General features: G+C 65.1%; 19 protein-coding genes and 1 tRNA gene. 10 read left to right on the plus strand and 10 right to left on the minus strand.

Annotated features, from left to right (window positions below):
* Positions 1-3: 3 nt before the first annotated feature.
* The 3 genes from GGR61_RS16830 to GGR61_RS16840 form a co-directional block, all read right to left on the minus strand.
* On the minus strand, positions 4-1,704 hold the full coding sequence (locus tag GGR61_RS16830) for a ShlB/FhaC/HecB family hemolysin secretion/activation protein (protein ID WP_184622794.1): 1,701 nt from the start codon (positions 1,702-1,704) through the stop codon (positions 4-6).
* Positions 1,705-1,995: 291 nt separating this feature from the next.
* Positions 1,996-2,268 carry a hypothetical protein gene (locus GGR61_RS16835; RefSeq protein ID WP_184622796.1) on the minus strand — a complete coding sequence of 91 codons (273 nt, stop codon included), beginning with the start codon at positions 2,266-2,268 and terminating at the stop codon, positions 1,996-1,998.
* Positions 2,269-2,392: 124 nt separating this feature from the next.
* A tRNA-Arg gene (locus tag GGR61_RS16840) sits at positions 2,393-2,466 on the minus strand.
* Positions 2,467-2,603: 137 nt separating this feature from the next.
* Here GGR61_RS16840 and GGR61_RS16845 point away from each other — a divergent pair.
* The 6 genes from GGR61_RS16845 (at position 2,604) to GGR61_RS16870 (ending at position 8,546) form a co-directional block, all read left to right on the plus strand.
* A complete protein-coding gene (locus GGR61_RS16845; RefSeq protein WP_184622798.1) occupies positions 2,604-4,136 on the plus strand; it encodes an aldehyde dehydrogenase family protein in 1,533 nt (510 codons plus the stop codon).
* Between the two features lie 340 nt (positions 4,137-4,476).
* Positions 4,477-4,761, plus strand: a complete 285-nt coding sequence (locus tag GGR61_RS16850; protein WP_184408983.1) for a DUF4190 domain-containing protein — start codon at positions 4,477-4,479, stop codon at positions 4,759-4,761.
* Positions 4,762-4,763: 2 nt separating this feature from the next.
* Positions 4,764-5,531, plus strand: a complete 768-nt coding sequence (locus GGR61_RS16855; protein ID WP_184408984.1) for a class I SAM-dependent methyltransferase — start codon at positions 4,764-4,766, stop codon at positions 5,529-5,531.
* A gap of 5 nt (positions 5,532-5,536) precedes the next feature.
* Entirely contained in the window at positions 5,537-6,592 is a 1,056-nt protein-coding gene (locus tag GGR61_RS16860; RefSeq protein ID WP_184408985.1) for a quinone-dependent dihydroorotate dehydrogenase, read from the plus strand.
* Positions 6,589-7,641, plus strand: coding sequence for a UDP-N-acetylmuramate dehydrogenase (gene murB / locus GGR61_RS16865; protein ID WP_184622800.1), 1,053 nt, complete (start codon positions 6,589-6,591; stop codon positions 7,639-7,641). The genes GGR61_RS16860 and murB overlap by 4 nt, the downstream gene beginning before the upstream one ends.
* Positions 7,635-8,546 carry a DMT family transporter gene (locus GGR61_RS16870; protein ID WP_184622802.1) on the plus strand — a complete coding sequence of 304 codons (912 nt, stop codon included), beginning with the start codon at positions 7,635-7,637 and terminating at the stop codon, positions 8,544-8,546. The genes murB and GGR61_RS16870 overlap by 7 nt, the downstream gene beginning before the upstream one ends.
* Positions 8,547-8,710: 164 nt before the next feature.
* On the opposite strand, the gene GGR61_RS16875 is transcribed toward GGR61_RS16870, so the two are convergent.
* Positions 8,711-9,442, minus strand: a complete 732-nt coding sequence (locus GGR61_RS16875; RefSeq protein WP_184622803.1) for a phosphatase PAP2 family protein — start codon at positions 9,440-9,442, stop codon at positions 8,711-8,713.
* A complete protein-coding gene (ispG, locus tag GGR61_RS16880; protein WP_184622805.1) occupies positions 9,423-10,688 on the minus strand; it encodes a flavodoxin-dependent (E)-4-hydroxy-3-methylbut-2-enyl-diphosphate synthase in 1,266 nt (421 codons plus the stop codon). The genes GGR61_RS16875 and ispG overlap by 20 nt, the downstream gene beginning before the upstream one ends.
* 120 nt (positions 10,689-10,808) lie before the next feature.
* Between ispG and GGR61_RS16885 the strand changes: the two genes are divergently transcribed.
* Positions 10,809-12,035 (plus strand): ATP-binding protein, encoded by a 1,227-nt coding sequence (locus GGR61_RS16885; RefSeq protein ID WP_184408990.1) that lies wholly within the window; start codon positions 10,809-10,811, stop codon positions 12,033-12,035.
* Positions 12,032-12,610 carry a response regulator transcription factor gene (locus GGR61_RS16890; RefSeq protein WP_184622807.1) on the plus strand — a complete coding sequence of 193 codons (579 nt, stop codon included), beginning with the start codon at positions 12,032-12,034 and terminating at the stop codon, positions 12,608-12,610. Before GGR61_RS16885 ends, GGR61_RS16890 begins: the two co-directional genes overlap by 4 nt.
* Positions 12,611-13,257: 647 nt before the next feature.
* On the opposite strand, the gene GGR61_RS16895 is transcribed toward GGR61_RS16890, so the two are convergent.
* Positions 13,258-14,244, minus strand: coding sequence for a cellulase family glycosylhydrolase (locus tag GGR61_RS16895; RefSeq protein WP_184622809.1), 987 nt, complete (start codon positions 14,242-14,244; stop codon positions 13,258-13,260).
* A gap of 341 nt (positions 14,245-14,585) precedes the next feature.
* Here GGR61_RS16895 and GGR61_RS16900 point away from each other — a divergent pair, with 341 nt between their 5' ends.
* On the plus strand, positions 14,586-16,442 hold the full coding sequence (locus GGR61_RS16900) for an EAL domain-containing protein (protein ID WP_184622811.1): 1,857 nt from the start codon (positions 14,586-14,588) through the stop codon (positions 16,440-16,442).
* A 107-nt stretch (positions 16,443-16,549) separates the two neighbouring features.
* On the opposite strand, the gene GGR61_RS16905 is transcribed toward GGR61_RS16900, so the two are convergent.
* Together GGR61_RS16905 and GGR61_RS16910 are read right to left on the minus strand one after the other, a co-directional pair.
* Positions 16,550-18,112, minus strand: coding sequence for a sodium/sugar symporter (locus GGR61_RS16905; RefSeq protein WP_184622813.1), 1,563 nt, complete (start codon positions 18,110-18,112; stop codon positions 16,550-16,552).
* Between the two features lie 257 nt (positions 18,113-18,369).
* The gene (locus GGR61_RS16910; RefSeq protein WP_184622815.1) at positions 18,370-20,982 is read right to left on the minus strand and encodes an exo 1,3/1,4-beta-D-glucan glucohydrolase; all 2,613 of its coding nucleotides are present in this window, start codon (positions 20,980-20,982) and stop codon (positions 18,370-18,372) included.
* A 436-nt stretch (positions 20,983-21,418) separates the two neighbouring features.
* On the opposite strand from GGR61_RS16910, the gene GGR61_RS16915 reads away from it, so the two are divergent.
* Entirely contained in the window at positions 21,419-23,374 is a 1,956-nt protein-coding gene (locus GGR61_RS16915; RefSeq protein ID WP_184408997.1) for an alkaline phosphatase PhoX, read from the plus strand.
* An 888-nt stretch (positions 23,375-24,262) separates the two neighbouring features.
* Here the strand turns inward: GGR61_RS16915 and GGR61_RS16920 are convergent.
* On the minus strand, positions 24,263-24,889 hold the full coding sequence (locus GGR61_RS16920) for an AAA family ATPase (protein WP_184622817.1): 627 nt from the start codon (positions 24,887-24,889) through the stop codon (positions 24,263-24,265).
* A 3-nt stretch (positions 24,890-24,892) separates the two neighbouring features.
* The gene (locus GGR61_RS16925) at positions 24,893-25,237 is read right to left on the minus strand and encodes a type II toxin-antitoxin system prevent-host-death family antitoxin (protein WP_184622819.1); all 345 of its coding nucleotides are present in this window, start codon (positions 25,235-25,237) and stop codon (positions 24,893-24,895) included.
* Positions 25,238-25,382: the final 145 nt, after the last annotated feature.

The following is a 25,382-nucleotide window of genomic DNA, read 5'->3' on the forward strand; positions in this document are numbered from 1 at the left end:
ATGTCAGAACTGGTAGATCACACGCACGCCGTATGCCGGCTGTGCACTTCCAAAACCGTCCGGGCGATGGATCGCCCAACCGGCAAATGCATCGATGCTGGCGCCGAACCAACCACCGCGCAGGCCCACTGCGCCACCCACCAGACTGCGGCCACGTAGACCGCTGGCACTGGTGCCATCGATGCGGCCCGCATCCAAGCCCAGGTACGGCGTCAAGCCAATTTGCTGGATCGGAACACTCAGGGTGTTGCGCCAGTACGCGCCCTTTTCGGCACCCAAGGTTGCTTCGCCGTCGAAGCCGCGCACGCTGTAGCGACCACCGATGGTGACGAACTCCGAGCCGAGCAGTAACTCGCCGGCAGTCTGCGCACGCAGACTGCTTTCCCATGCCACCGGCAGCGGACCCAGCTTGAACGGCATGGCCGTGCTCACGTCCAAGGTGGTCACGCCATAGCGGAATGTCGGAAACCCGATCTGCGGGTCGTAACCGGTCCACTGGCTGTCGAACCACGGCGTGCCACGCCGATGCGCGATGCGCACGTCCAGCTGCATCGCCCCCAGGTAGCGACGATGGGTAAAGTAAAACTCCGCGCTGCTGGTATCGCGACGCTGGATGCCGATCTCCACACCATCCAGGTAGCTGCGCGCACGCCGCCTGCCAACCGTGACGCCGGCCGATGTCTTGCTGGTGCCGTTACGGTGCAGCACACGCTGGATATCCAGCTGCGCGTTGCTGGACTCGCCGCTGGACTGGAAGGTCTGCAAAAATCCATCCACGCGCTGGTGATAGCGATACGACGAGGCCGACACCGCAAACGTCCACCATCCCCATGGCAGGTTATAGCTCAGGCTGTTGCCGCGCGTGCCGCGCTCTTCATCGCGCGTAGCCAGATCATGGCTGTAACCGATGCTGAGCAGATCGTTGAGGCCAAGCGGGTTGTCCAAGGAAAGATCCAGCCCGCCCTGCACACGGCCGGTGGCTTCCACGCCCGAATCGTCGGCGTTGACCACGCCACGCCAGCGCCGACCATGCTGCAAGGTGATGACCAGATCCGATTCGCCCGGCGCCTCACCAGGTGCGATATCGATCTTCGCGTCCTGCGAGGGCAGCCGCTTGAACTGCTCAACCGCCTGCTCGATTGCACGCAAATCCAGCAAGTCGCCATGGCGCAGCGGCAATGCACTCTTCCAGTACTCGCCACCGGTGTCGGACACTACGCGTACCGAACGCAAGCGACCGGGCATCAGCTCAAAGCGCAGTTCCCCACGTGACAGATCCTGTTCGGGCACTCCGATGCGGGTGGTGACCAGGCCACGCGCGACCAGTTGATCCAATGCGCGCCGCCGGATGATGTCGATCCCGGCGCGGCCAATGCAGCGCCCTTCATAACGACGCAGCGACGTCCACAACCACGCAAAGCGCGCAGCATCCTGGCCGGCACCGGACAGGCGCACACGCGCGATCGGAAAACACAGTTCCTCCTTGGGCAGCACAGTGCTGCGAACGTCCACGCGCTCGGCATCCTCGCGCGGGCCGGCGAAGGGCGCTTGACGTTCTTGTTCCTGACGACGTTGAATTTCTTCGGCCTGGCGCAACTGCTCCTGCCGATCCAGTGTTGTCGGTGCCGACTGTTGTGCAGCCGCCAGCCCGGCGACCGCCCACAGGCAAGCCGCCAGCGCCAATGGCGCGGATCGCATCCACATCTGTCCCGCCCCCTGTGCAGCGGTCGCGCCATTGCAGCGCCGCCACTCACACCATCATGCCTGGCCGCCAAAACGGCGACTCAACCCTTGAGCACGATGAAATGCGGCGCAACTGTGCTGCAAGCTCAAGCGCCGGTCAACGCGCCGTGTAGGGGTCACCCTGTAAGAAAAATCCGACCTTTTGAAATTCGTGACATAAATCACGTAAATACTGAGCATCGTGGATGCGGTGGCGCTGCCGACACACATGCTCTGGTGCCGAAGAGCCAATGAACGTCCTGCAACTAGCAGCTAAATCAGCATATGGAGTAATGCCATTTCGGCATATTCCTGCACAAGCATGACCATTCCTGTCCAGTGCAACAGTCGCTTGAACCAGAATGTTGGCCGATTCCACATCGCCGCCACCTGTTTCGCATCGCTTGCTAGAACGACGCCAGACATATCCATGCAGCCATCCTGGTGATGAGCCAGCACAACGATCTGGATTTCGAGATCATCATCAATGCCGGCGGCACCGACCAGACGGCATGAGCGCTCGACGCTTTCAACGTCAATCTCCACGGCCGCGCGTGGTGCATCCCGATATCGGAGCTTGCGCCGTGGCAAGGTTACACAGAGCAGTAATGCGAGGCCCAGGCAAGTCGAAAACAAGACTTCCCAGGAATGCCAAGCGATTGAATTCTTGTGACCCCGGCCCGATTCGAACGGGCGACCTTCCCCTTAGGAGGGGGACGCTCTATCCAGCTGAGCTACGGGGCCAAGGGCGGCATTGTCGCACGATCGTTGCGATTGCCAAGCCGGTGGGCGGTTGGCGGAGCCTGCTAAAATCGGCGGCTACCCGTGTCGCCGGTTGGCTTTGACCGCCACGCGACTGCCCCGACTTTCTTGGAGATCCCATGTCCGCTGACCTGCTCAAGGCGCTCGACCTCGCCGCGTCCAATTCCGGTACCTATCTTGGCGAGGCGACCTGGTCGCAGGCCACCGGTGCCGGGGTGCTGCAGCCGCTCAATCCGACCACCAATGCGGTGATCGCCGATGTGCAGGCGACCACGCCGGAGGACTACGAGCTGATCGTGCAGCGCGCACAGGCCGCCTTCAAGGTATGGCGGACCACGCCTGCGCCGCGCCGTGGCGAAGCCGTTCGCCTGTGTGGCGAAGCGCTGCGCGCGCACAAGGATGCGCTGGGATCGCTGGTGGCGCTGGAAATGGGCAAGAGCAAGCCCGAGGGGGATGGTGAAGTGCAGGAAATGATCGACATCGCCGACTTCGCGGTCGGCCAGAGCCGCATGCTTTACGGCTACACCATGCATTCGGAGCGCCCGGGCCACCGCATGTACGAGCAGTACCAGCCGCTGGGCCTGGTCGGCATCATCAGTGCCTTCAACTTTCCGGTGGCGGTGTGGGCGTGGAATGCGTTTTTGGCGGCGATCTGCGGCGATATCTGCATCTGGAAGCCGTCCAACAAGACCCCGCTGACCGCGATCGCGACGATGAAGATCTGCAATGCGGCGCTCAAGGAGGCCGGTTTCCCGGACATCTTCTTCCTGATCAACGATGCCGGCACCTCCCTGTCGGAGAAGCTGGTCGAAGACACCCGCATCCCGCTGATCAGCTTCACCGGTTCGACCCAGATCGGCCGCGTGGTGGCCGAGAAGGTCGCGCATCGCCTGGGCCGTTGCCTGCTGGAGCTGGGCGGCAACAACGCCATCATCCTGGACGAAACCGCCGACCTGAAGCTGGCCATCCCGGGCATCGTGTTCGGCGCAGTTGGCACCGCCGGGCAGCGCTGCACCACCACGCGCCGCCTGATCGTGCACGAATCCATCCATGACAACGTGCTGGCCACGCTGGTCAAGGCGTACAAGCAGCTCGACAGCAAGATCGGCGATCCGACCGACCCGGCCAACCTGATGGGCCCGCTCAACAGCCAGGGCGCGGTGGAGCAGTTCCTGGCCTCGATCGCCAAGGCCAAGGCGGCCGGCGGCACGGTCGAAGTGGGCGGCACCGCGATCGATCGCCCGGGCAACTTCGTGTTGCCGGCCATTGTCACCGGGCTGCAGAACAGCGACGCGGTGGTGCAACACGAGACCTTCGCGCCGATCCTGTACGTGATGAAGTACAGCACGCTGGATGAAGCGATCGACCTGCAGAACGGCGTGCCGCAGGGCCTGTCGTCGTCGATCTTCACCCAGAACCTCAAGGCGGCCGAGAAGTTCCTGTCCGCTGCGGGCAGCGATTGCGGCATCGCCAACGTCAACATCGGCACCTCCGGTGCGGAGATCGGCGGCGCGTTCGGTGGCGAGAAGGAGACCGGCGGCGGCCGCGAATCCGGCTCGGATGCGTGGAAGGTCTACATGCGTCGCCAGACCAACACGATCAACTATTCCGACTCGCTGCCGCTGGCGCAGGGCATCAAGTTCGATCTCTGATCGAAGGCGACAAGGCGCGTCTGGCAATCGCCGGCGCGCCGTTTTCCCGCGACGCCGCACCCCGATGTGCCCGCATGACGTGATGCACAGCCAACCGGCATCCCTCCGTGCATGGCACCGGACGGGCAGTCAAGCACCAGCCTCGTGTGCGACAACAGACCCCAAAGCGGCGCGACCGAGCGCCGCATACGCAGCGCTCCCGGCTCTTTCGGCCGCTTCAGTCAGGCCAAATCCGATCACGCCGCTGCGTTTGACCACAGACGGCGCGCCATTCGAGCGGCGGCTCTGGGATAATCAGGCCACGCCAGCCGTCGGCTGCCCTCTTTCTCAGGAGTCAATGATGAACGCTGTCGTTCGACAGACCAGTGCCATGGCGGTGGTCAGCCTGGTCGCAGGCATTCTCGGCTGGACGCTGATCCCGTTCCTCGGCAGCGTGTGCGCCATCATCACCGGCCATCTGGCGCGCGCGGAAATCCGCCGCAACCCACAGGGGCTGGACGGCGACGGGCTGGCGATCGGCGGGTTGATTCTCGGCTGGCTGGCGGTGGCGACCTGGCTCGCGGCGATCGGGATCTTCATCCTGTTCTTCGGTGGCATGGCCTGGCTCGCGGCGGCCAACAGTTGAGCATGGCCGCGCCCTCCTCCGCGCAACGTTTCAATGACCGCGTCGCGGCCTATGTGCGCTACCGGCCGAGTTATCCGCCCCAATTGCTGCGCTGGTTGCACGAAGAGCTGGGCGTGACACCGGCGACAGCCGTTGCCGATATCGGGGCCGGGACCGGCATCTCCAGCCGCCTGTTCCTGGAAGCTGGCTACCCGGTGACGGCGGTGGAGCCGAATCCGGCCATGCGTGAGGCCGCGCTGCAGTGGCTGGCGGAGTTCCCCAACTTCCAGGCCATCGACGGCACCGCCGAAGCCACCGGGCTGGCCGATGCCAGCGTGGGGCTGGTGTCTGCGGCGCAAGCCTTCCACTGGTTCGACACGCAGGCGGTGCGCGCAGAGTGGGCGCGCATCCTGCAGCCCGACGGGCTGGCCGTTATCTACTGGAACAGCCGCGAGCTGGACACCACCGCGTTCTTGCGCGGCTATGAGCAATTGCTGCTGGACTACGGCACCGACTATTCGGCGGTGGCCGAACGCTATCAGGACGATGCCACCATGCAAGCGTGGTTCGGCGAAGGCTTCCGCGCGATGGCGCGCTTTCCGAATGTGCAGCGCCTGGACTTCGACGCCTTGCGTGGCCGGTTGCTGTCGTCCTCGTATGCACCGCTGGCCCACGATCCACGTCATGCTCCGATGCTGGCTGCGCTGCGCACGCTGTTCGATGCGCACGCCCGCGATGGGCTGATCGACTTCCAATACCAGACCCGCGTTTTCGCCGGGAGATTGAACTGACCTGCATGTATTCGCTTGCCCGCCCTTTCCTGTTTACCCTCGATGCCGAGCGCGCCCACGCGCTGGCGCTGCGCTCCATCGACACCGCATACCGTACCGGCACCACGCCGCTGCTGGCCAGGCGCCCGGTGCCGCTGCCCACGCCCGCGTTCGGCCTGATGTTTCCCAATCCGGTCGGTCTTGGTGCCGGCCTGGACAAGAACGGCGAGCATATCGACGCGCTGCTGGCGCTGGGTTTCGGCTTTGTCGAAATCGGCACGGTGACGCCGCGCGCGCAGGAAGGCAATCCGAAGCCGCGCATGTTCCGCCTGCCCGAATACCAGGCAGTGATCAACCGCATGGGCTTCAACAACCTGGGCGTGGACGTGCTGGTGGCCAACGTGCAGCGTGCGCGCCGTCGCGGCGGCCTGCTCGGCATCAACATCGGCAAGAACAAGGACACGCCCAACGAGGACGCGACCAGCGACTATCGCTATTGCATGGAGCGGGTGTATCCGCTGGCCGACTACATCACCGTCAATATTTCCTCGCCCAACACCGCCGGTCTGCGCGAACTGCAGGAAGAACAGGCGCTGCGTCGGCTGATCGCCGACCTGCGCGAAACCCAGGAAGCATTGGCCGCGCAACACGGCAAACGCGTGCCGATGCTGGTGAAGGTGGCGCCGGACCTCAACGACCGCGACATCGATGCTGCCGCGCGCGTACTGGCCGACCTGGCGGTGGATGGGGTGATTGCCACCAACACCACGGTGACGCGCACCTTGATCGCCAACCATCCGCTGGCTGGCGAAGCCGGCGGCTTGTCGGGCGCGCCGCTGCTTGGGCAATCCACGCTGGTGCTGCGCCGCCTGCGCGCGCGCCTGCCCGAATCGATCCCGCTGATTGGCGTGGGCGGCATCAACTCCGGTGCGGACGCGGTGGCCAAGATGGCGGCCGGTGCGACGCTGGTGCAGTGCTACAGCGGGCTGGTGTATCGCGGTCCGCCATTGATTGGCGAATGCGTGGACGCGATCCGCCGCCGCCGCGAAGCACCCAGCGGCGGTGCGGTGTCGCCGCTATGAGCGTCAGCGTGCAGGCTGGCTGGCAATTGCGCGAGCACGCCCCGCTGCGGGCGCTCAATACCTTCCACGTCGATGCCACGGCGCGCTGGTTGCTGAGCATCCAGGCCCCCGATGCATTGCCGGACGCACTGGCCACCCCGGAGATTGCCGGGCAACCGCTGCTGGTGCTGGGCAGCGGCAGCAACGTGTTGCTGGCCGGCGACCCGCCGGGCTGCGTGCTGTGTTTCGACAACCAGGACATCGCCATCCTTGCCCACCATGCCGACCATGCCATCGTGCGTGCCGGTGCCGCGGTCAACTGGCATGCGTTGGTGCTGTATTCGCTGCAGCAAGGTTTATCCGGGCTGGAAAATCTGGCCTTGATTCCCGGCACCGTCGGTGCCTGCCCGATTCAGAACATCGGCGCATATGGCGCGCAGGTGAGCGATTTCATCCAGGTGGTGGAGGCTTTCGATCGGCATGCCCAGCAGTTCGTGCGATTGACGACAGATGCATGCGCCTTCGGTTACCGCGACAGCGTGTTCAAGCAGCAACCGGACCGCTATCTGATCGTCGCGGTGGAATTCCATCTACCGCTGCTGCACGAACTGCGACTGGATTACGCCGGCATCCGCGAAGAACTCGCCAGCATGGGTGCCGAATTGGCAGGTGCGGCCGACGTGGCGCAGGCGGTGATCAATATCCGCCGACGCAAATTGCCGGACCCCGATGTGCTCGGCAATGCCGGCAGCTTCTTCAAGAACCCGCTGCTGCCGAGCGAACAGATCGCCGCATTGCACGCCACGTTTGCCGACATGCCGGTGTACCCCGGCGAGCAGCCCGGCCAAGGCAAGTTGTCGGCGGCCTGGCTGATCGAGCAGTGCGGCTGGAAAGGCAAGCGCGAGGGCGATGCCGGCGTATCGCCGGATCACGCCTTGGTGCTGGTCAACTACGGCACCGCAAGCGGCGCGCAGTTGCTGGAGTTTGCACGGCGCATCGCCGAATCGGTACGCGAGCGTTACTCGGTGATTCTGGAGCCGGAACCGCGTGTCATCGGAGCGCATTGGTGACAGCGCAGCAGGCATCACGACGTGCTGCGCTGTGGATGCTCACCAGTACCTTCGCCTTTGGCCTGATGGCCATCTGCATCCGGCTGGCGGCGAGCAATATCGCCACCACCGAGATCGCGTTCTTTCGTAACGCGTTCGGGTTGCTGGCGCTGCTGCCGTTGATCGTGCGACCGGGTAAGCCGCTGCCGCGCACCCGGCAGTTGCCGCAGTATCTGGCGCGCACGCTGATCGGCCTGGCCTCGATGCTGTGCGGGTTCTGGGCGATCGGCCACCTGCCGTTGTCGCAGGCGATCTCGCTGTCGTATTCCACCCCGTTGTTCGTCACCGTGCTGGCGGTGGTATGGCTGCACGAACAGGTACGCATGCGCCGCTGGCTGGCGGTGGCGGCCGGGTTTGTCGGTGTGTTGGTGATCCTGCGGCCAGGCTCGTCCACCTTTACGCCGGGCCTGCTGGTTGCGCTGTTGGCGGCAATGATCAGCGCGGTGGTGGCGATCCAGATCAAGCAACTCTCGCGCAGCGACGACTCGGACACGGTGGTGTTCTACACCTATGTGTTCTGGGTGCCGATGTCGCTGATTCCGGCGCTGTTCCAGTGGGCCTGGCCGCAGGGCATCGACTGGCTCTGGCTGGTGGCGATCGGCATCTTCGGCACTGCCGGGCAGTTGTTCTGGACGCGTGCGCTCAAGCTGGGCGAAGTCTCCGCGTTACAGCCGATCAGCTTCATGCAGCTGCCGCTGGTGGCGCTATTGGGCTGGTGGCTGTTCGGCGAAGCGATCGAACGTCATACCTTGACCGGTGCCGCCATCATCCTCTGCGCCAACGTCTATATCGCGCACCGCGAAAGCGTACTGGCGCGTCGCGCGGCCACGCATGCACCGGTGGAAGGTGCAAAGCCGGGCGAGTGAGTGCGCGCGGCCATCACACCACTGCGTTCACCGCCAAGCGGGGCAGCCTGGGCGAGTGAGCGGCAAGGTTGGCCATCGACACAGCTCCGGGGCGGATCCATCCCTGCGTCAGTACAGCGCGCGAAACGCGATGCGCTGAACCGCCCTGGCCGCCGCGGTCACCGCTAATCGGCAAACGGCACGCGCCCGGGCTGCTGCGCACCCGCAACTGCCTGCTTGCGCCAATGTGGACGCCGCGTACCGTGGAACATGACCAGATACAGCCCGACCACCCATACCAGCGCCGCCGACCATCCACCCAGAATGTCGGAGGGATAATGCACGCCCAGATAGATCCGCGACACGCCCACCAACAGCGCGAACGCGCTGGCAGCGAGCGTCACCGGCCAGCGCCAGCGTGTGTTCCAGGCCAGTGCGATGACCACTGCAGCAAGCGTCATCGAACCCATTGCATGGCCGCTGGGAAAACTGAACGTGCTTTCCGGAGCGATCGATTCCCATAAGCTCGGGCGATCGCGCTGAAAGAACTGCTTGGCGCCCATGTTCAGCAACGCCGAGCCGGCAAAGCCCAGCGCGGCAAAGGTGCCTTCGCGCCAACGGCGCAACGCCAGCAGCACCAGCACGATGGCGATATCGGCAGGAATCACCCCGTACTGATAACCAATCTTGGAGATCACCCCGAAAAACGCATCCAGCCCTGGGGTGGCGATGCTGCGCATGCTCCACAGCAAGGGCTCGTCGAAGTAGACATTTTCCAGTTCGTGGACTTCGTCGGCCAGGTCGACGAACAACCCCAGCGGCAACAGCACGCCGGCAAACAGCAACGCCATGCGCCAGGCATTGCTGCGCAGCCACCCCCTGAATCCAGCCGGCGATTCAGCCGGCGCGGCGAACATAGGTACGTTCGACGTACTGATCGATCAGATCGATGAACTCGTAGGCGATGTTCTCGCCACGCAAGGTGACGCTTTTTTCGCCATCGATGAACACCGGTGCCGACGGCGCCTCGCCAGTGCCCGGCAACGAGATGCCGATATTGGCGTGGCGCGATTCGCCCGGCCCGTTGACCACGCATCCCATCACCGCCAGCGTCATGTTCTCGGCGCCGGGGTTGGTCACCTTCCACTCCGGCATCTTGGCGCGCACATGGTTCTGCACTACCCCTGCCAGCTCCTGGAAGAACTCGGAGGTGGTGCGGCCGCAACCGGGGCACGCAGTGACCATCGGCGTAAAGGCGCGTTGGCCGGTGGTCTGCAGCAGTTCCTGCGCGACGATCACTTCCTGGGTGCGCGACTGGCCCGGCTCCGGCGTCAGCGAAATGCGGATGGTGTCGCCGATGCCTTCCTGCAACAGCACGCTCAGCGCCGCAGCCGAGGCCACGATGCCCTTGCTGCCGATACCGGCCTCGGTCAGGCCCAGATGCAGCGCGAAATCGCAGCGGCTCGCCATGTCGCGATACACCGCGATCAACTCCTGCACCCCGGACACCTTGGCAGACAGGATGATGCGCTCGCGCGCCAGACCGAGCTCCACCGCGCGCTCGGCCGAATCCACTGCCGAGCGGATCAATGACTCGCGCAGCACACGGCCGGCGTCCCACGGCGTGTCGCGCCTGGAGTTTTCGTCCATCAACTGCGCCGCCAGCGACTGGTCCAGCGAGCCCCAGTTGGCACCAATACGCACCGGCTTGTCGTACTGGATCGCGAACTCGATCAGCTGCGCGAACTGCAGATCCTTCTTCTTGCCGAAGCCCACATTGCCCGGGTTGATGCGGTACTTGGCCAACGCTTCGGCGCAGGCCGGTTCGGCGGCGAGCAGCTGGTGGCCGTTGTAATGGAAGTCGCCGATCAACGGCACCTCGATCCCCATCATCCGCAGCTTGTCGACGATGCGCGGAATGGCCGCAGCGGACTCGGCGTTGTTGACGGTCAGGCGCACCATTTCCGAGCCGGCGCGCCAGAGTTCGGCCACCTGCTTGACGCTGCCGGCGATGTCGGCAGTGTCGGTATTGGTCATCGACTGGACGACCACCGGATGGCCGCCACCGACGGTCACGCTGCCGATCTTGACGGCCTGGGTGATGCGGCGCGGCCAGGCGGTCGCGTCTGCGGGAGGGGTTGGGCGGGTCACGGCGTCATACATCGCGCTATTTTAGCCTGTCCGCAGGCCGCTTACAGCTGAAGCCGCACGTGAGCCGATCCCTGCGCCGATGCGACGCTTTGTCGCAGGCCACCACCTCCCTGAGCGCATAGCATTGCCGTGATGAACAGCTCTGACGCTTCCTTCCTGCGCACCCTGTGCAGCCTGCGCTGGCTGGCCACCGCCGGCCAGGCGGCCACCATCCTGGTGGCCACAGGGCTGATGGGCTTACACCTGCCGCAACAACCGCTGTGGGCCGGCGTCGCCGCGCTGGCGGTGTTCAACCTGTATGCGCAGCTGCGCGTGGCCCATCGCGGCGCGGTGAGCCCGGCGACCGAGTTCGGCCATATCCTGGTCGATGTCACCGTGCTGACCTGGATGGTGGGCTGGAGCGGCGGCATCGCCAACCCGTTCGGCTCGCTGTTCCTGGTGTTGATTGCCCTGGCTGCGCTGGCGCTACCGCTGACCTGGGCGATGGCGGTGGCGGCGTCGTGCGTGGCCGGCTATGTCATCAGCGCCGCGTTCGGCCTGCCGCTGCCGTACGGCAGCTTCGACCCGCTCAGCCTGCACATGTGGGGCATGGCGGCAAACTTCCTGCTGTCCACGGTGGTGGTGCTGGCGTTCGCCACCCGGCTGGCCTTGTCGATGCGCGAACGCGAGCGCGAGATCTCCACCCTGCGCGAGCGCTTTGCGCGCAACGAAGGCATCGTGGCGCTGGCCACGCATGCGGCCTCGGTCGCACACGAGTTGAATACCCCACTGGCGACGATGACCTTGCTGGTCGACGACATTGCCGACCAATGCGACCAGGCCGAACTGCGCGAGGATCTGGAGACCTTGCGCGAACTGCTGGTGCAGTGCCACGAACGCGTCCTGGCATTGGCCGCACCCGCCGACAACGGACACCTGAGCCGCGAAGTGGCGGTCAAGGACGTGCTCGAACAATGGCGACTGGTGCGCCCGACCATCGAGTTGCGCCGCAACGACGACGCACCGATGCGCCTGCTGCTGCAGCCCGGCGTCAGCCATCTGTTGATGGTGTTGCTCAACAACGCGGCCGATGCCGGCGAGCGTGCCGGGCGCCCGCAGATCGACCTGACCCTGCGCGTGGAGCAGGACCATCTCAGCGGCGAAGTCCGCGACTATGGGGTCGGCTTCGACACCTCGCAGGCCATGTTGCCGGGTACCTTGTTCAACAGCGGCAAGCACGACGGCATGGGTGTCGGGCTGGCGTTGTCGCATGCCACCGTCGAGCGGCTGCAGGGCGAGTTGTGGATGCTGCCCGCCGAAGGCAGCGGCGCCCGCGTCGGTTTCCGTCTGCCGCTCTCCGAACACGAGGCACTCGCATGACAAGCACTCCTATCCGCACCGGCCTGCTGGTCGATGACGACACCTTGTATCTGCGCACACTGCAACGCAGCCTCGCCCGCCGCGGCGTGGAGACGCTGACCGCCACCGATGCGGCCAGCGCACTCTCGACCGCGCGCAGCACCTTGCCGGATTTTGCCCTGGTCGATCTCAAGCTGGGCAACGATTCTGGCTTGAACCTGATCCAGCCATTGCGCGAAATTCGCGCGGACATGCGCATCCTGCTGGTCACCGGGTACGCGAGCATCGCTACGGCGGTGGAGGCGATCAAGCTCGGCGCCGACGACTATCTGCCCAAGCCGGCCAACATCCCCACCATCATGCGTGCGCTGGGCGAAGAGGACGATGAGCTGCCCGAACCGGACGAAGAAGAAACCGCGCAGGAAATGATGACCCCGCTCAGCCGTCTGCAGTGGGAGCACATCCAGCAGGCGCTGCATGAAACCGGCGGCAATGTCTCGGCTGCCGCGCGCCTGCTCGGCATGCACCGCCGCTCGCTGCAGCGCAAGCTGACCAAGCGGCCGAGCCCGGGACCGTTACGCGAACCAGGGCGTTGAGGCCTGGCAACCAATCGTTGAACCGTGGCGTTTTTCAGGTGCTATTCGAGGCTTGATCCGTTCAACCATGGCGTTGTTTTTTGGCTCGATCCGATGCTTGAGTCAAACGCTCGGTGAGTCGGAGGCGCGGTGCCCTCACCGCACCAGGAAGTTGGTCGGTGGTCGCATGAAAAGCCGTTTGGCGCACGCGTGTCTGACCTTGAGCCGGCGCACCAGATCGAACAACGCGCATCACGCACTGCGCTTACTACTCTTCACTGTGCACACCGATCATCCCGACAAGTCCTTGTCTGCGCACCGTCGCGGGACCTTGAGCGGCATGAATGCCGCGCCAGAGCCTTATCTGTTCGGATTCTGGCAGTTTAGGTGTCGAGAGCGCGGCGAGGACACCGCACCAGTTGCCGGCTGTTTTGTTGAAAACCATGCACACCGACCATCTCCACTGGTCCTTGCCCGCCCACCGTCGCGGGCTCTTACGCGGCATGGATGCCGCGTAAGAGCCTACACAGACGTACTTGCGGCGTGTCCTGCGATGGTGGGTGGGCAAGGGCCCTGCAGCCAAACGGCAGATCGATCGCTCTGCAGCTCTGCAGTAAACCATCCACGCGTCCCGAAAAACCAAAGACCCTGACCGCAGGGCTTCAATTTCAACGCGGGCCGAACACGCTCGCTCTGCGCGAGGTCTCGGTGATTCCGTCGGTGCCCAGGATCAAGTTGCGCCCCCAGGTGCTGAGGCGCATGGCATTCCAGCCGATGGCAATGTCCAGCGATTGGGTGCTGTTGTCGTTGCCCGACCACGACCAACCCATATAACCGACGCCGTATTCGCGGGCACGCCGCATGATCGCCGCTTCGTCCACGTGTGCACCGCGATGATCGCCGCCAAATTCGCCGATCACCAGGGCCAGCTTCTTGTCGCGGAAGGCGCGCAGGTAGCTGTTGACCTTGGCATCGCTATTGAACACCTCGTACATGTGCACGCTGAAAATCAGATTGCGGCGGCTGTCGCGGGCCAGCAGCGCGGCGGCGTTGTCGCGCATGTAGAACTTCCAGTCCTGGCCCCAGTTCGGCGCATCCACCATCAGTGCGTGGGTCAACCCGCTATCGCGCAAGGCGGCGATTGCGGTCGCATGGCCGTTGACCCATTCGCTGGCGCTCAACTGGTTGCCGAACGGTTCGTTGCCGATATTGATGATGACGTGGTTCTCGTTGCCGATCAGCGTCTTGCGAATGCTGGTCCAATAGGCGGCGGCATTGGCCAGATTGCCGGCAGCGCCTTCTTCGCCGTAGCCGGTGGTGTCATGCACTTCCAGCACCGCGATCAGACCAAGGTTCTTGCAGCGCGCGATGATGCGCGCCACCTCGGCCTCCGGCGTGCGGCTCCAGCGGTGGCCGGAACTGAGCACCACACGCACGCTATTGGCGCCGGTCGCTGCGATGGCGGCCAGGGCCGCGTCGGTACGGCCTGCATACCAGGCGTGCGGCAGATTGACCCCGCGCAGCACCAGGGCACTGCCATTGGCCTCACGCAGTTGCGTGCCGGAGACCGACAAGCCCGCCTGTGCGGCGGAGGAGAGCAGCAGACCGGCCATGACCAGCAGCATGCGCTGCGCGTAGGACATCACTGTTTTCACGATCGATCTTCCGGACAGGGGAACGTCGCAGCCGCGACGGCAAACCGCATCACCACCGACCCTGTGTCGACTCAGCGCGTCTTTGCTGACGACGCAGATCACACAGGCGAACGCAGCTCGGGCAGATCGACACCACGCAGGCGCTGCGGGTCGATATGGCTCAGCTAGATGCCTCGGCTACACCCTGTCATCGGCAGCGGGCCGGCAATATTGAGAGCGGCGTACCGGCAGAAAAGCCCGCCGTTAGCCGCCGCGCGCGGTCGCGCCGCCACAGCCCACCATCAACTGAACAAACCGGTGGCCGTCGATCAAGCGATGACGCTTCAGGCCGATACGGACTCATGCAATCCCTGCCCGCAGTTGCCGAATCCCTTCTTCCGCCCGTGGTCGATGAGTCCACCCGGCTGGCCGTCCTGCGTGGCTTGTGCCTGCTGGACTCGCCACCGGACCCGGTCTTCGAGACCATCGCCGCCATGGCCGCCCGTACCCTGGGGGCGGAAATCGCGTTGGTGTCGCTGGTGGACGAGCATCGCCAGTGGTTCAAGGCGCGTGTCGGCCTGGAGGCGCAGGAGACCCCGCGCGACCAGGCGTTCTGCGCGCACGCCATCCGCTCCGACAAGGTGATGGTGGTGCCGGATGCGCGGCTGGACCCACGTTTTTGCGACAACCCGCTGGTGCTGGGCCCGCCGTTCATCCGCTTCTACGCCGGCGCGCCGCTGACGCTGCGCGATGGTCAGAGCATCGGCACCCTGTGCGTGATCGGCACCAGCCCGCGTCCCGGGCTGGACGCCGACGCAATGACGCACCTGGAAGGCCTGCGCGACCTGGCCGTGCTGCGGGTGGAAAACCTGCGCAGCACCACCTACCGCGATGGCCCGACCGGCTTGCCCAACCGCTCGCGCTTCGCCGAGGATCTGGATGCCTGGCTGCCGCAACGCGACACCGCACCGGCCACCACCGCAGTGGCCGTGGACATCTGCGGCAGCGATTATTTCCGCGACATGGTCAAGGCGCTGGGCTGGGATTATGCCGACGGCTATGTGGCGCTGGCCCAACGTCGCCTGGCCGCGTATCTGCCGGGCGGGACCGCGCTATATCGGCTGGAACCCACCACGTTCGGGTTCCTGGCCCAGGCCGAAACGCAGCGCCTGGCCACACTGTGCACCAAGATTTCGAAGGCCTTCGCCGAGCCGCTGGAACATCAAGGCATCCCGCATACTGCGGTTGCCTCGATCGGTGCGGTTTCGCTGCAGACCAGCTATGGCGCGGCCGACACCATCCGCTCGCTGACGACCTCGGTGGACGTGTCACGCGAGCGCAGCCTGCCGTGGAGCATGTACGAGCGCAAACACGACGTCGCCCAGCGCACTACCTTCCGCCTGCTGGCCGCCCTGCCCGCTGCGCTGGACAGCACCAGCCAGCTGCGCCTGCACTACCAACCGCGCGTCGACCTGCACGACCACCGCTGCGTGGCGGTGGAAGCACTGCTGCGCTGGCAGCACCCGATGATCGGCCCGGTGATGCCCTCGGACTTCATTCCGATGGCCGAGAAAACCGCGCTGATCAACCGCATCACCGCCTGGGTCATCGACAACGGCATCGCCCAGGCAGCGCGCTGGCAGCAACAGGGTCTGGATTTCAACCTGGCATTGAATGTGTCGGCTGCCGACCTGGACCGCCCCGGCTTTGCCGGCCTGCTGCGGCGCGGACTGGAGCGGCACAAACTGGACCCGCGCCGGCTGGAGATCGAGTTCACCGAAAGCGCGATGATCCGCCACCCCGAGCACCTGGCCGAGCAATTGGCGGCCATCGCTGCGTTGGGCGTGCATATCGCCATCGACGACTTCGGTACCGGCTACAGCAATTTCAGCTATCTCAAGCAGCTGCCGGCCAGCTCGTTGAAGATCGATCAGTCTTTCGTCCGTTCGCTGCCGGACAGCCGCACCGACCGTACCCTGGTGCCGGCAATGATCCAGCTCGGCCACAGCCTGGGCCAGCGCGTGGTCGCCGAAGGCATCGAATCGGCAGAGGCGTACACGCAGCTGCGCGCCTGGGGCTGCGACGAAGGTCAGGGCTACTGGATCGCCAAGCCCATGCCGGCAGCCGCATTGGAAACCTGGTTGCAGACGCCGTGGCACACGCACTTCGAAGCGCCGGTCAACCTGCTCGCCGCGAGCCTGGCCGCAACGCGGGTGTAGTCGGCCAGCTGCCTCGCTTGGCTGGCTGGCCCTGAAACGCAACGCGGCGCGACACCTGCGTGCCGCGCCGCGTGCGCAGACCATCTGTCAGCCTGGTGCGAGCGCGATTACCAGAACACCGTGTACAGCACGATCAGGATCGCCACCACACCGGCGGCGCCGAGCTTGAAGCCCAGCGTGGTGCCGTAGGCCACATCGTCGGTGCGGATCAGATCGCGTGCCTGCGTCGGCGCAGTCATCAACGACACCAGCACCGCCAGCACCAGCGCTGCCACGAACACCACGCCGATGCGGTCCATGAATGGCAATTCCGGCCAGGCGAACTTGAGCGCGAACGACAGCACCACCGAGCCGATCGCTGCGGTGAGCGCACCGGCCTCGTTGGCGCGCTTCCAGAACAGGCCGAGCATGAAGATCACCACCACGCCGGGCGTAAAGAAGCCGGTGAATTCCTGGATGAACTGGAAGCCCTGATCGAAGTTGCCCAGCAACGGCCGCGCGGTGAGGATACCGATGACCACCGCCACGATGGCCACGATGCGACCCACGCGCACCAGCTGCTTCTGCTCGGTCTGCGGGCGGAACTTGGCGTAGAAATCCAGGGTGAAGATCGTCGCCACCGAGTTGATCTTGGAAGCCAGCGAGGCCACGATCGCCGCCACCAGCGCGGCGAACACCAGGCCCAGGATGCCGGTCGGCAACAACTGCATCATGGTCGGATAGGCCTGGTCGGGCTTGGCCAGATCCGGCGCCAGCACCACTGCGGCAATGCCCGGCACCACGATCACCAACGGCATCAGCAATTTCAGGAATGCCGCGAACACCATGCCCTTCTGCGCCTCGCCGATGTTCTTGGCGGCCAGCGCGCGCTGGATGATGTACTGGTTGAACCCCCAGTAGCTGATGTTCATCACCCACAGACCGCCGAGCAGCACGCTCAGGCCGGGCAGATCCTTGTAGAACGGGTTGTCCTTGCTCAGGATCATGTGGAAGTGCTCGGGATGCGCACTCCACAGGTGCTTGAAGCCGGCCAGCACGCCAGCGCCATCGCCAATACGCGCCAGGGTCAGCCCGGCCACCAGCAGGCCGCCCAGCACCAGCAGCGTGACCTGCACGATATCGGTCAAGGCGACTGCTTTGAGACCGCCGTACAACTGATAGACCAGCGCGAACACGCCGATCAACGCCAGCGCCAGGGTCTGGTCCATGCCGGTGACCTGGCTGACCGCGATCGAGCCCAGCCACAGGATCGAGGTGAGATTGACGAACACGTACAGCAGCAGCCAGAACACCGCCATCAGCGTGCGGATCCATTTGCCGTAACGCTGCTCCAGGAACTGCGGCATGGTGTAGATGCCGTTGCGCAGGAAGATCGGCAAGAAGAACTTGCCGACGATCAGCAGCGTCAGCGCCGCCATCCACTCGTAGGACGCGATCGCCAGCCCGATCGCATAGCCGGAGCCGGCCATGCCGATGATCTGTTCGGCCGAAATGTTCGCAGCGATCAGCGAGGCGCCGATCGCCCACCACGGCAACGACTTGCTGGCCAGGAAGTAATCCTCGGCGCTCTTGCTGTGGCCTGCCTTCTCGCGCGATACCCACTGCGCGAGCACGAAGATGCCGGTCAGATAGACCAGCACAATCACGATATCCAACGTCGCCAAACCCACTGCATTCTCCTGTCTGGCTCTGGGCCGTGCGTCGTGGACCGGACAAGCCTGCAGACTGCCGCCGCCCGCACCGCGTGCGTGGCGGCAGCGCGGCGAACCGCAGCTGCAGGCCGTCCCGACCCATCGACGCGCGCGTCCCGCGGCGGCTGATGACACCACCGCTGAGGGTGGCCGCTATAAAACGTCGCCGGGGCCGGCGACGCGTGTGTGTCCTTGTTACCTGAGCAAACCCGCAAGCGCGCCTGCGGGTTTGCTGCTTACTTGATCGGGCAGTCGAGCGTGACGTCGGCTTCGTTGAGCGCGCCCAGCGCGATCTTGGAGATCGACAACTCCAGCGCCGCAGCGCTTTCAATGCCGGCGACCTGGGCAAGTTTGGTCACGTCGGCACCGGCCACCGCGAAGCACTTCAATGGCACGCCGACCACCTTCCATTGGCCTTGCGGCAGCGCGGCCAGGGTCTTCTGCGCATCGACGCGGCCGCTGCATCCGTCGCCACAGCCCACGCCCAGCCACACCGGCGCGGTTACCGCGCTGTCGCGGCGCACGGTCAGCTGCAACTGCACATCGCCGTTGCTCTCGCGCGAGACATCGACCGGCTTGCCGGACACCAGCAACACGCTGGAGGCCTTGGTACCGGACCACACCAGACGCCGCGCGTCTTCCTGCGCCTTGTGGTCGACCGCAGTCATCTGCAGGCTGCCATCGGACAGGCCCACCGGCAGCGTGGTCGCCGGCATGTTGGCCTGGCCGGCATTGGACAGCTGCATCGCAATGCCCAGCGCCGGCTTGCCGCGCACGAAATACACCCCACCGACGGACTGCTCGCCGGACACCCCCGATTCCTCCGGCAACGCAGCCAGGTCGCCCTTGTCGGCGTAAGTCAGGCCGTAGCCGAACTTGAACTGCGGGTCGTAATCCTTCTGGCCCACGTTATTGGCGAACTGCACCGCAGTCTTGGGCCAGGAGAAGCTCAGCTTGCCCTTGAAGTCGTTCTGTACCGTGCCATCGGCCTTGCGCAGCAGCACGTCGGCAATGCCCTCGCCTTCCGAACCCGGCAGCCACGCAGCGACGAACGCATCGGCCGCGTTGATGTACGGGTTCATCCACAACGGACGCCCACTCAAGAACACCGCCACCACCGGGATGCCCTCGGCCTTGAGCTTCTTGATCAGTGCCAGTTCGCTGTCGTCGCCCGGCTTGTACAGCAGGGTGGCGATGTCGCCCTGGAACTCGGCATACGGGTTTTCGCCGAACACCACCACCGCCACGTCCGGCTTGGTCTTGTACGCACCATCGACGGCCAGCTCGGCTTTGCCGCCGGCCGCCTTGATCTGCTTGTCCAGGCCTTCCCAGATGGTATTGCCATTGGGGTAGTCACTGCGCTTGGTGCCGGTGCCCTGCCAGTTCAGCGTCCAACCGCCGGACTGCTTGCCCATGTCGTTGGCGCCATCGCCGACCACCAGCACGCGCTTTTTCGGGTCCAGCGGCAGGATGCCGGCCTGGTTCTTCAACAGCACCAGCGACTCGCGCACCGCCTGGCGGGCGATCGCGCGATGTGCCGGCGCGCCCAGCAATTCGTACTTGCCGCCAAGCGGGCGCTTGGACGGCTTGCCGGCTTCGAACAGACCCAGACGCAGCTTGACGCGCAGGATGCGACGCACCGCATCGTCCAGGCGCTGCGCCGAAATCTGGCCCGACTTCACTGCCGCCAGTTCGGTGTCGTAGATGCCCTTCCAGCTGTCGGAGGCCATCGCCATGTCGACGCCGGCAATGAACGAGGCCGGGCAGTTGTCGTTGCTGCAGCCCTTGACCTGGCCGTGGCCATTCCAGTCGCCGACCACGAAACCGCCGAAGTTCATGCGGCCCTTGAGCACGTCGGTCAGCATGACCTTGTTGCCGTGCATCTTCTCGCCGTTGAAGCTGTTGAACGAGGCCATTACCGTCTGCGCACCGGCCGCGATCGCCGGCGGATAACCGGCGGCGTGGATGTCGCGCATGGTGGCTTCGGACACCTTGGTGTCGCCCTGGTCCTTGCCGTCGGTGGTGCCGCCGTCGCCGACGAAATGCTTCACCGAGGAAATCACGTGGCTGCCGTCGAGGAACTGCGGCGTGCCCGGCACGCCCTGCACGCCTTCGACCATCTTGCCGGCGAAGCTGGCCACCACCTCCGGCGACTCGGAATAGCCTTCGTAGCTGCGGCCCCAGCGGTCGTCCTGCGGCACCGCCACGGTGGGCGCGAAGGTCCACTCCATGCCGGTGACGCGGGTTTCGGCGGCGGTGACTTCGCCGATCTGCTTGATCAGCGCCGGGTTGCGCGTGGCGCCCAGGCCGATGTTGTGCGGAAACAGCGTGGCGCCGACGATATTGCTCTGGCCGTGCACCGCATCGATGCCGAAGATGATCGGGATCGCGTTGCCGCCCTTGGAAGTGTCCATCGACGCTTCATAGAACGCGTCAGCCAGCTTCAGCCACTCGGCCGGGCTGGCGTTGTACTTACCGCCCGGATCGGAATTGCCGCCGGCCAGCACCGAACCGATGCGGTACTTGCGCACATCGTCCGGGGTCATGCTGGCGATGTCGCCCTGGATGGTCTGGGCGACCTTCTCTTCGACGCTCATCTTGGCCATCACATCGGTGATGCGCTGCTCCAGGGCCGGGTCCTGGGCGAATGGCCACTTCGGCGACGGCCACTGGTCGGGATGAATCGTCGTGGACGACTCGGCAGGCGCAGCGGCAGGCGCGGCCTTGCTCGCCTCGGCAGCAGTGTCCTTGCCCTGACAGGCCGCCAGCATCAGCACCGCAGCAGCGGTCGCCAGCGAGAGGGCACGGCGCGCGCTGGGCGTGGCGGTACGACGAAGCAACTTGTCCAAGATCCAGATCTCCAGATGGTTCCCCACGGCCGATGCGTTGCGCCGCAGGCCATTAGGCGGCGTACGCTTGCGTGATTCCCCTACCCTGTCAACCAGCCTCGCCCATATGCCAAATGACGGCCAACTTATTGGCCGGGGCTATAGCCTTGGAATACCGGCAGCCGCTGACAAACGCACGCAGAAATCGGCGAATCGACGGCAGCGCCTGATCCCGGGCAGTCGCACACTTTGTTGCAACGCACCACCGCGCTCGGGATGCAGTGCGCAGGCGGCGTGCCGCCACGCGCTGTGGCCGGGTTCGCTTGGCCATTCGCATCGCAACGTGCGCCAACCGGCGCGCTCGCCGTCAAACAACTGTCATACGACCGGCCTAGCGTGACCGGCGTGCCGATGTGCCATCGGCCCTTGTTGATCGTTGCCTTTGCCTGGAGTTTCGATGTCTGCCTCCCCCGATCCGTCCCGCCGCCGCCTCATGCAGGTACTGGCGTCCGTTCCCCTGTTGCCGCTGGGCAGCGCCAGCGCCGCCGCCCTGCAGCAACTCAGCGGTGCGGCGTTGGCCGCGCGGCCGCTACGTCCATCGGAAAGCTCCGCTCAACTGGTGTCGGCCACCTTCCATGGCATGCCGGCGCCCAGCCTGGCCAACCCGGCCGCCATGGCCACCACCACGGTGGGCTCGGCGCTGACCGTGGCACGTAGCGACGGCAGCACGCAGCGCTATGCACTGGCCTACCACCCGTTCTTCGTCACCGGCGACCAGGTGCCCGACGGCAAGGGCGGCACCGTGCTGGCTGGCGGCTATTACGACATCCAGCACCGGCCGATCATCGACCGCTCCAAGCCCGGTGCCGAACGCCCGTTCTTTTCCGACTGCCCGGACGGCTCCTCGCTGCTGACACTGCCCGATGCCAAGGTGCCCGGAGTCAAGGGCAACCACGTGTTCGCCGTGGTGCAGTTCGAATACACCACCCGCGACCAGGCAGGCAACGACACCAACCGCCACCTGCCCGCACCGATCGCAGTGCTCACGCTGGACCAGGACCCGGCCACCGGCAAGCTGTCGCTGGTGAAGTACCACAACGTCGACACCGCGCCGGTGCACGGGCTGTGGACCACCTGCGGGGCCAGCCTGTCGCCGTGGAATACCCACCTGTCCAGCGAAGAGTACGAACCCGACGCCACCGCGCTGGCCGGCAACACGCAGTTCCGCAGCTACAGCACGCATCTGTACGGCGACCCGGAAAAAGCCAATCCGTATCACTACGGCCATCTGCCCGAAATCACCGTGCACCCGGACGGAACCGGCAGCGTGCGCAAGCACTACTGCCTGGGCCGCATCTCGCACGAACTGGTGCAGGTCATGCCCGACCAACGCACCGTGCTGATGGGCGACGACGCCACCAATGGCGGGTTGTTCATGTTCATCGCCGACCGCAAGGCGGATCTATCGGCCGGCACCTTGTATGTCGGCAAGTGGCACCAGACCTCCGGCACCGGCCCCGGCGCGGCCACGCTGAGCTGGATCAAACTTGGCCACGCCACCAGCGCCGAGATCCAGGCCATGGCCGACCGCCTCACCGCCGCCGACATCCTCGACGTGCATCTGAGCGACCCCGGCGATGCGTCCTTCACCAAGATCCCGTTCAACGGCACCTTCAACTGGATCCGCATCAAGCCGGGCATGGAAAAGGCGGCGACGTATCTGGAAACCCACCGCTATGCGGCCCTGGCCGGCGGCAGCCTGGGCTTCACCAAGCTGGAAGGCACCACCGTCAACGCCAAGGACAAGGTCGCCTACATGGCGATGTCCTACATCGTCACCAGCATGCTCAACGGCTCGGGCGATGTGAAGGTGCAAGGCCCCAATTCCGGTGCGGTGTACGCGTTGAATCTGCGCGGCGGCCGCAAAGACAGCAGCGGCGCGGCGATCCACAGCGACTGGGTGCCGATCGACATGGCCGCCCCGGCCGCGCTCACCGGCCACGACCTGGCCAAGGCCGATGCGCTGGGCAACCTGGCCGACCCGGAGCGCCTGGCCAACCCGGACAACCTCAAGTTCTCCGAGTCGCTGCGTACCTTGTTCATCGGCGAAGACAGCAGCCTGCACGTCAACAACTTCCTGTGGGCCTACAACGTCGATCACGGCACGCTGACACGCGTGCTGTCGGTGCCAGCCGGTGCCGAATCGACCGGCCTGCACGCGGTCGACGAAATCCACGGCTGGACCTACGTGATGAGCAATTTCCAGCATCCCGGCGATTGGGAAACCCCATTGCACGACACCGTCAAGGCCACCCTGGATCCGCTGATCCGCGCCAACTACAAGGATCGCTTCGGCGCAGCGGTGGGGTATCTCACCGGCGATCCGGTGGCGGTGAAGTTGGGCAAGGCGTAAACGCATGACATCGCCGCTCGCAGCGCCCACAACGCGCTGCGAGCGGCATTGTCTTTCGTCCGTTGTATCAACTGCGCGACGGGCGCTTGTTTGAGAGCGCGCTGGTATATGGACATCTCATGCGGACAACGCGATGCGTTGTGCGATCTATCTGCAGTCGCGTCTGTGCGATCGCGACGTGCGTGCGGCACAGACTCAGAGCGGCCAACAAAACGTAGCGAGCGCTCGCCTGGCGGTGAGTGCAGTGGTTTTGTCGGCCGCATCTTGGTGGATGCAGTCAGAGATTCAGATCAAACGCTGCGTGCGTCGAGGGCGCGGTGCCCTCACCGCTCGCGGGACACGCCGTAAACCCATCCCTGGGGGCTCGGTGGCGGCATCCATGCCGCCACACGGTCCCGCAATCGGTGAGGACACCGCACCAGAGAGTTGGTCGGTAGTTTGATGAAAGCCTACCTGTTGATCGCGTTGCGTTTTGCGTTGCGAAGCTGATCGGCCGCAGCGTTGTCCGAATAACACACCATGCCTTGCTTGCCTTGCTTGCAACCATGCGCACCGACCATCTGGACTGGTCCTTGCCCGCCCAGCGTCGCGGGACCTTACGCGGCATGGATGCCGCGTAAGAGCTTACAAGGACGTACTTGCAGCGTGTCCCGCGGCGCTGGGCGGGCAAGGGCCCTGCAGCAAATTCGCAGATCAGCCGCGTACCGACCTGCCGATGACGCTACAAGGACGTACTTGCAGCGTGTCCCGCGATGGTGGGCGGGCAAGAGCCCTGCAGCCAGGCGGCAGATCAGCCGCCCTGCAGTAGACCGGTGTGAAGTAGTTTCACTAGCCACTCCTATCTTCAATCAGGTAGACGACTCGCGCAGGCCAGCCCGGATGTGCGGCTCAAGACGCGCGACGCGTCTCCAATGCCGCCATCACGATGGGTTTTGCCCAGTCCGGCACCTGCGCCAACGCTTCTAACGTCGTCGGGTAATGCAAGCCGGCGCGATCCAGTTCCAGCACCAGCAGCGGCTCGGTCTGTCCTGCCGCATCGGCGGGCGCGCTGTTGTCGTAGACGTGCAGCACGGCCAGATGCGGCAGCAACGCGATCAGGTTGGCGCGCGAAGCATCGAAGCGCTCGCGGATCTTGTGCTCCGGGATTGCATGGCCGCCGGCTGCAACACGCGCCGCGACGCGCTCCAGGTGCAACTCCACGCTCGACAACCCGCAGAACCACACCGCCACCGCGTGCTGCGCGCAGGCCTCCTGCAGCAAGCGTGGGATGGTCGTGGCGCCCAGCGTGGTTTCGAATGCGTAGTCGCTGCCATCGGCCATTGCCTGGCGCAGCCGCCGCACCCCTTCCTGCCAGGCTTGTGCGTTGGCGTCCTCCAGCGTCCAGCCCTGCTCCACCAGTTGCCGGGTGAACGCGTCCGGGTTGAACCAAGTCGCACCATCTTCCTGCAGCAAGCTGCCCAACAGCGAACTCTTGCCGGCGCCGTTGACGCCGGCAAGCACCAGGAGATTGCCCATGGTTTAGAGCGACGGACCCAGCGCGACCTTCCTGCCCCGGCGTGCCGGCTTGCCGATCACCGTCGCCAGGCCTGCGCCAGCGGTCACCGCAGCAAGATGCACATCGAACTTCACCTGCAATGCCTGCAACGACTGCGCCCGCGTCGAAGCGGTGGCCGCCGCGCTGGCTTCACTCACCAACCGCCGGTATTCCTCGGCATCCACCACCACCGCCTCGGGGTGATTGTGGTTGGTGATGACCACCGCCCCGTGCGAGCGCACCTTGCGCATCAGGCTGGGCCAGCCCTTCACCTTGATGTCGGCGGCGGGAGATTTTTCGAGCTCGGGCAGATCGTGGAGGCGAGACATGAGACGGTCCTGCGGAGAGGCGACCACCGCCACACTACTCCCAACCGCGCATTTTGGGAAATTTGGCCATTTTAGGCCATTAGCCCTGTTTGCTGTCGTGCCCTGTAAACACACCGAGGCCCGAAGGCCCCGTTGTCCGCCACGC

Source organism: Xanthomonas sp. 3058 (assembly GCF_014199765.1).
In the GTDB taxonomy this organism is placed as follows: Bacteria; Pseudomonadota; Gammaproteobacteria; order Xanthomonadales; family Xanthomonadaceae; genus Xanthomonas; species Xanthomonas campestris_B.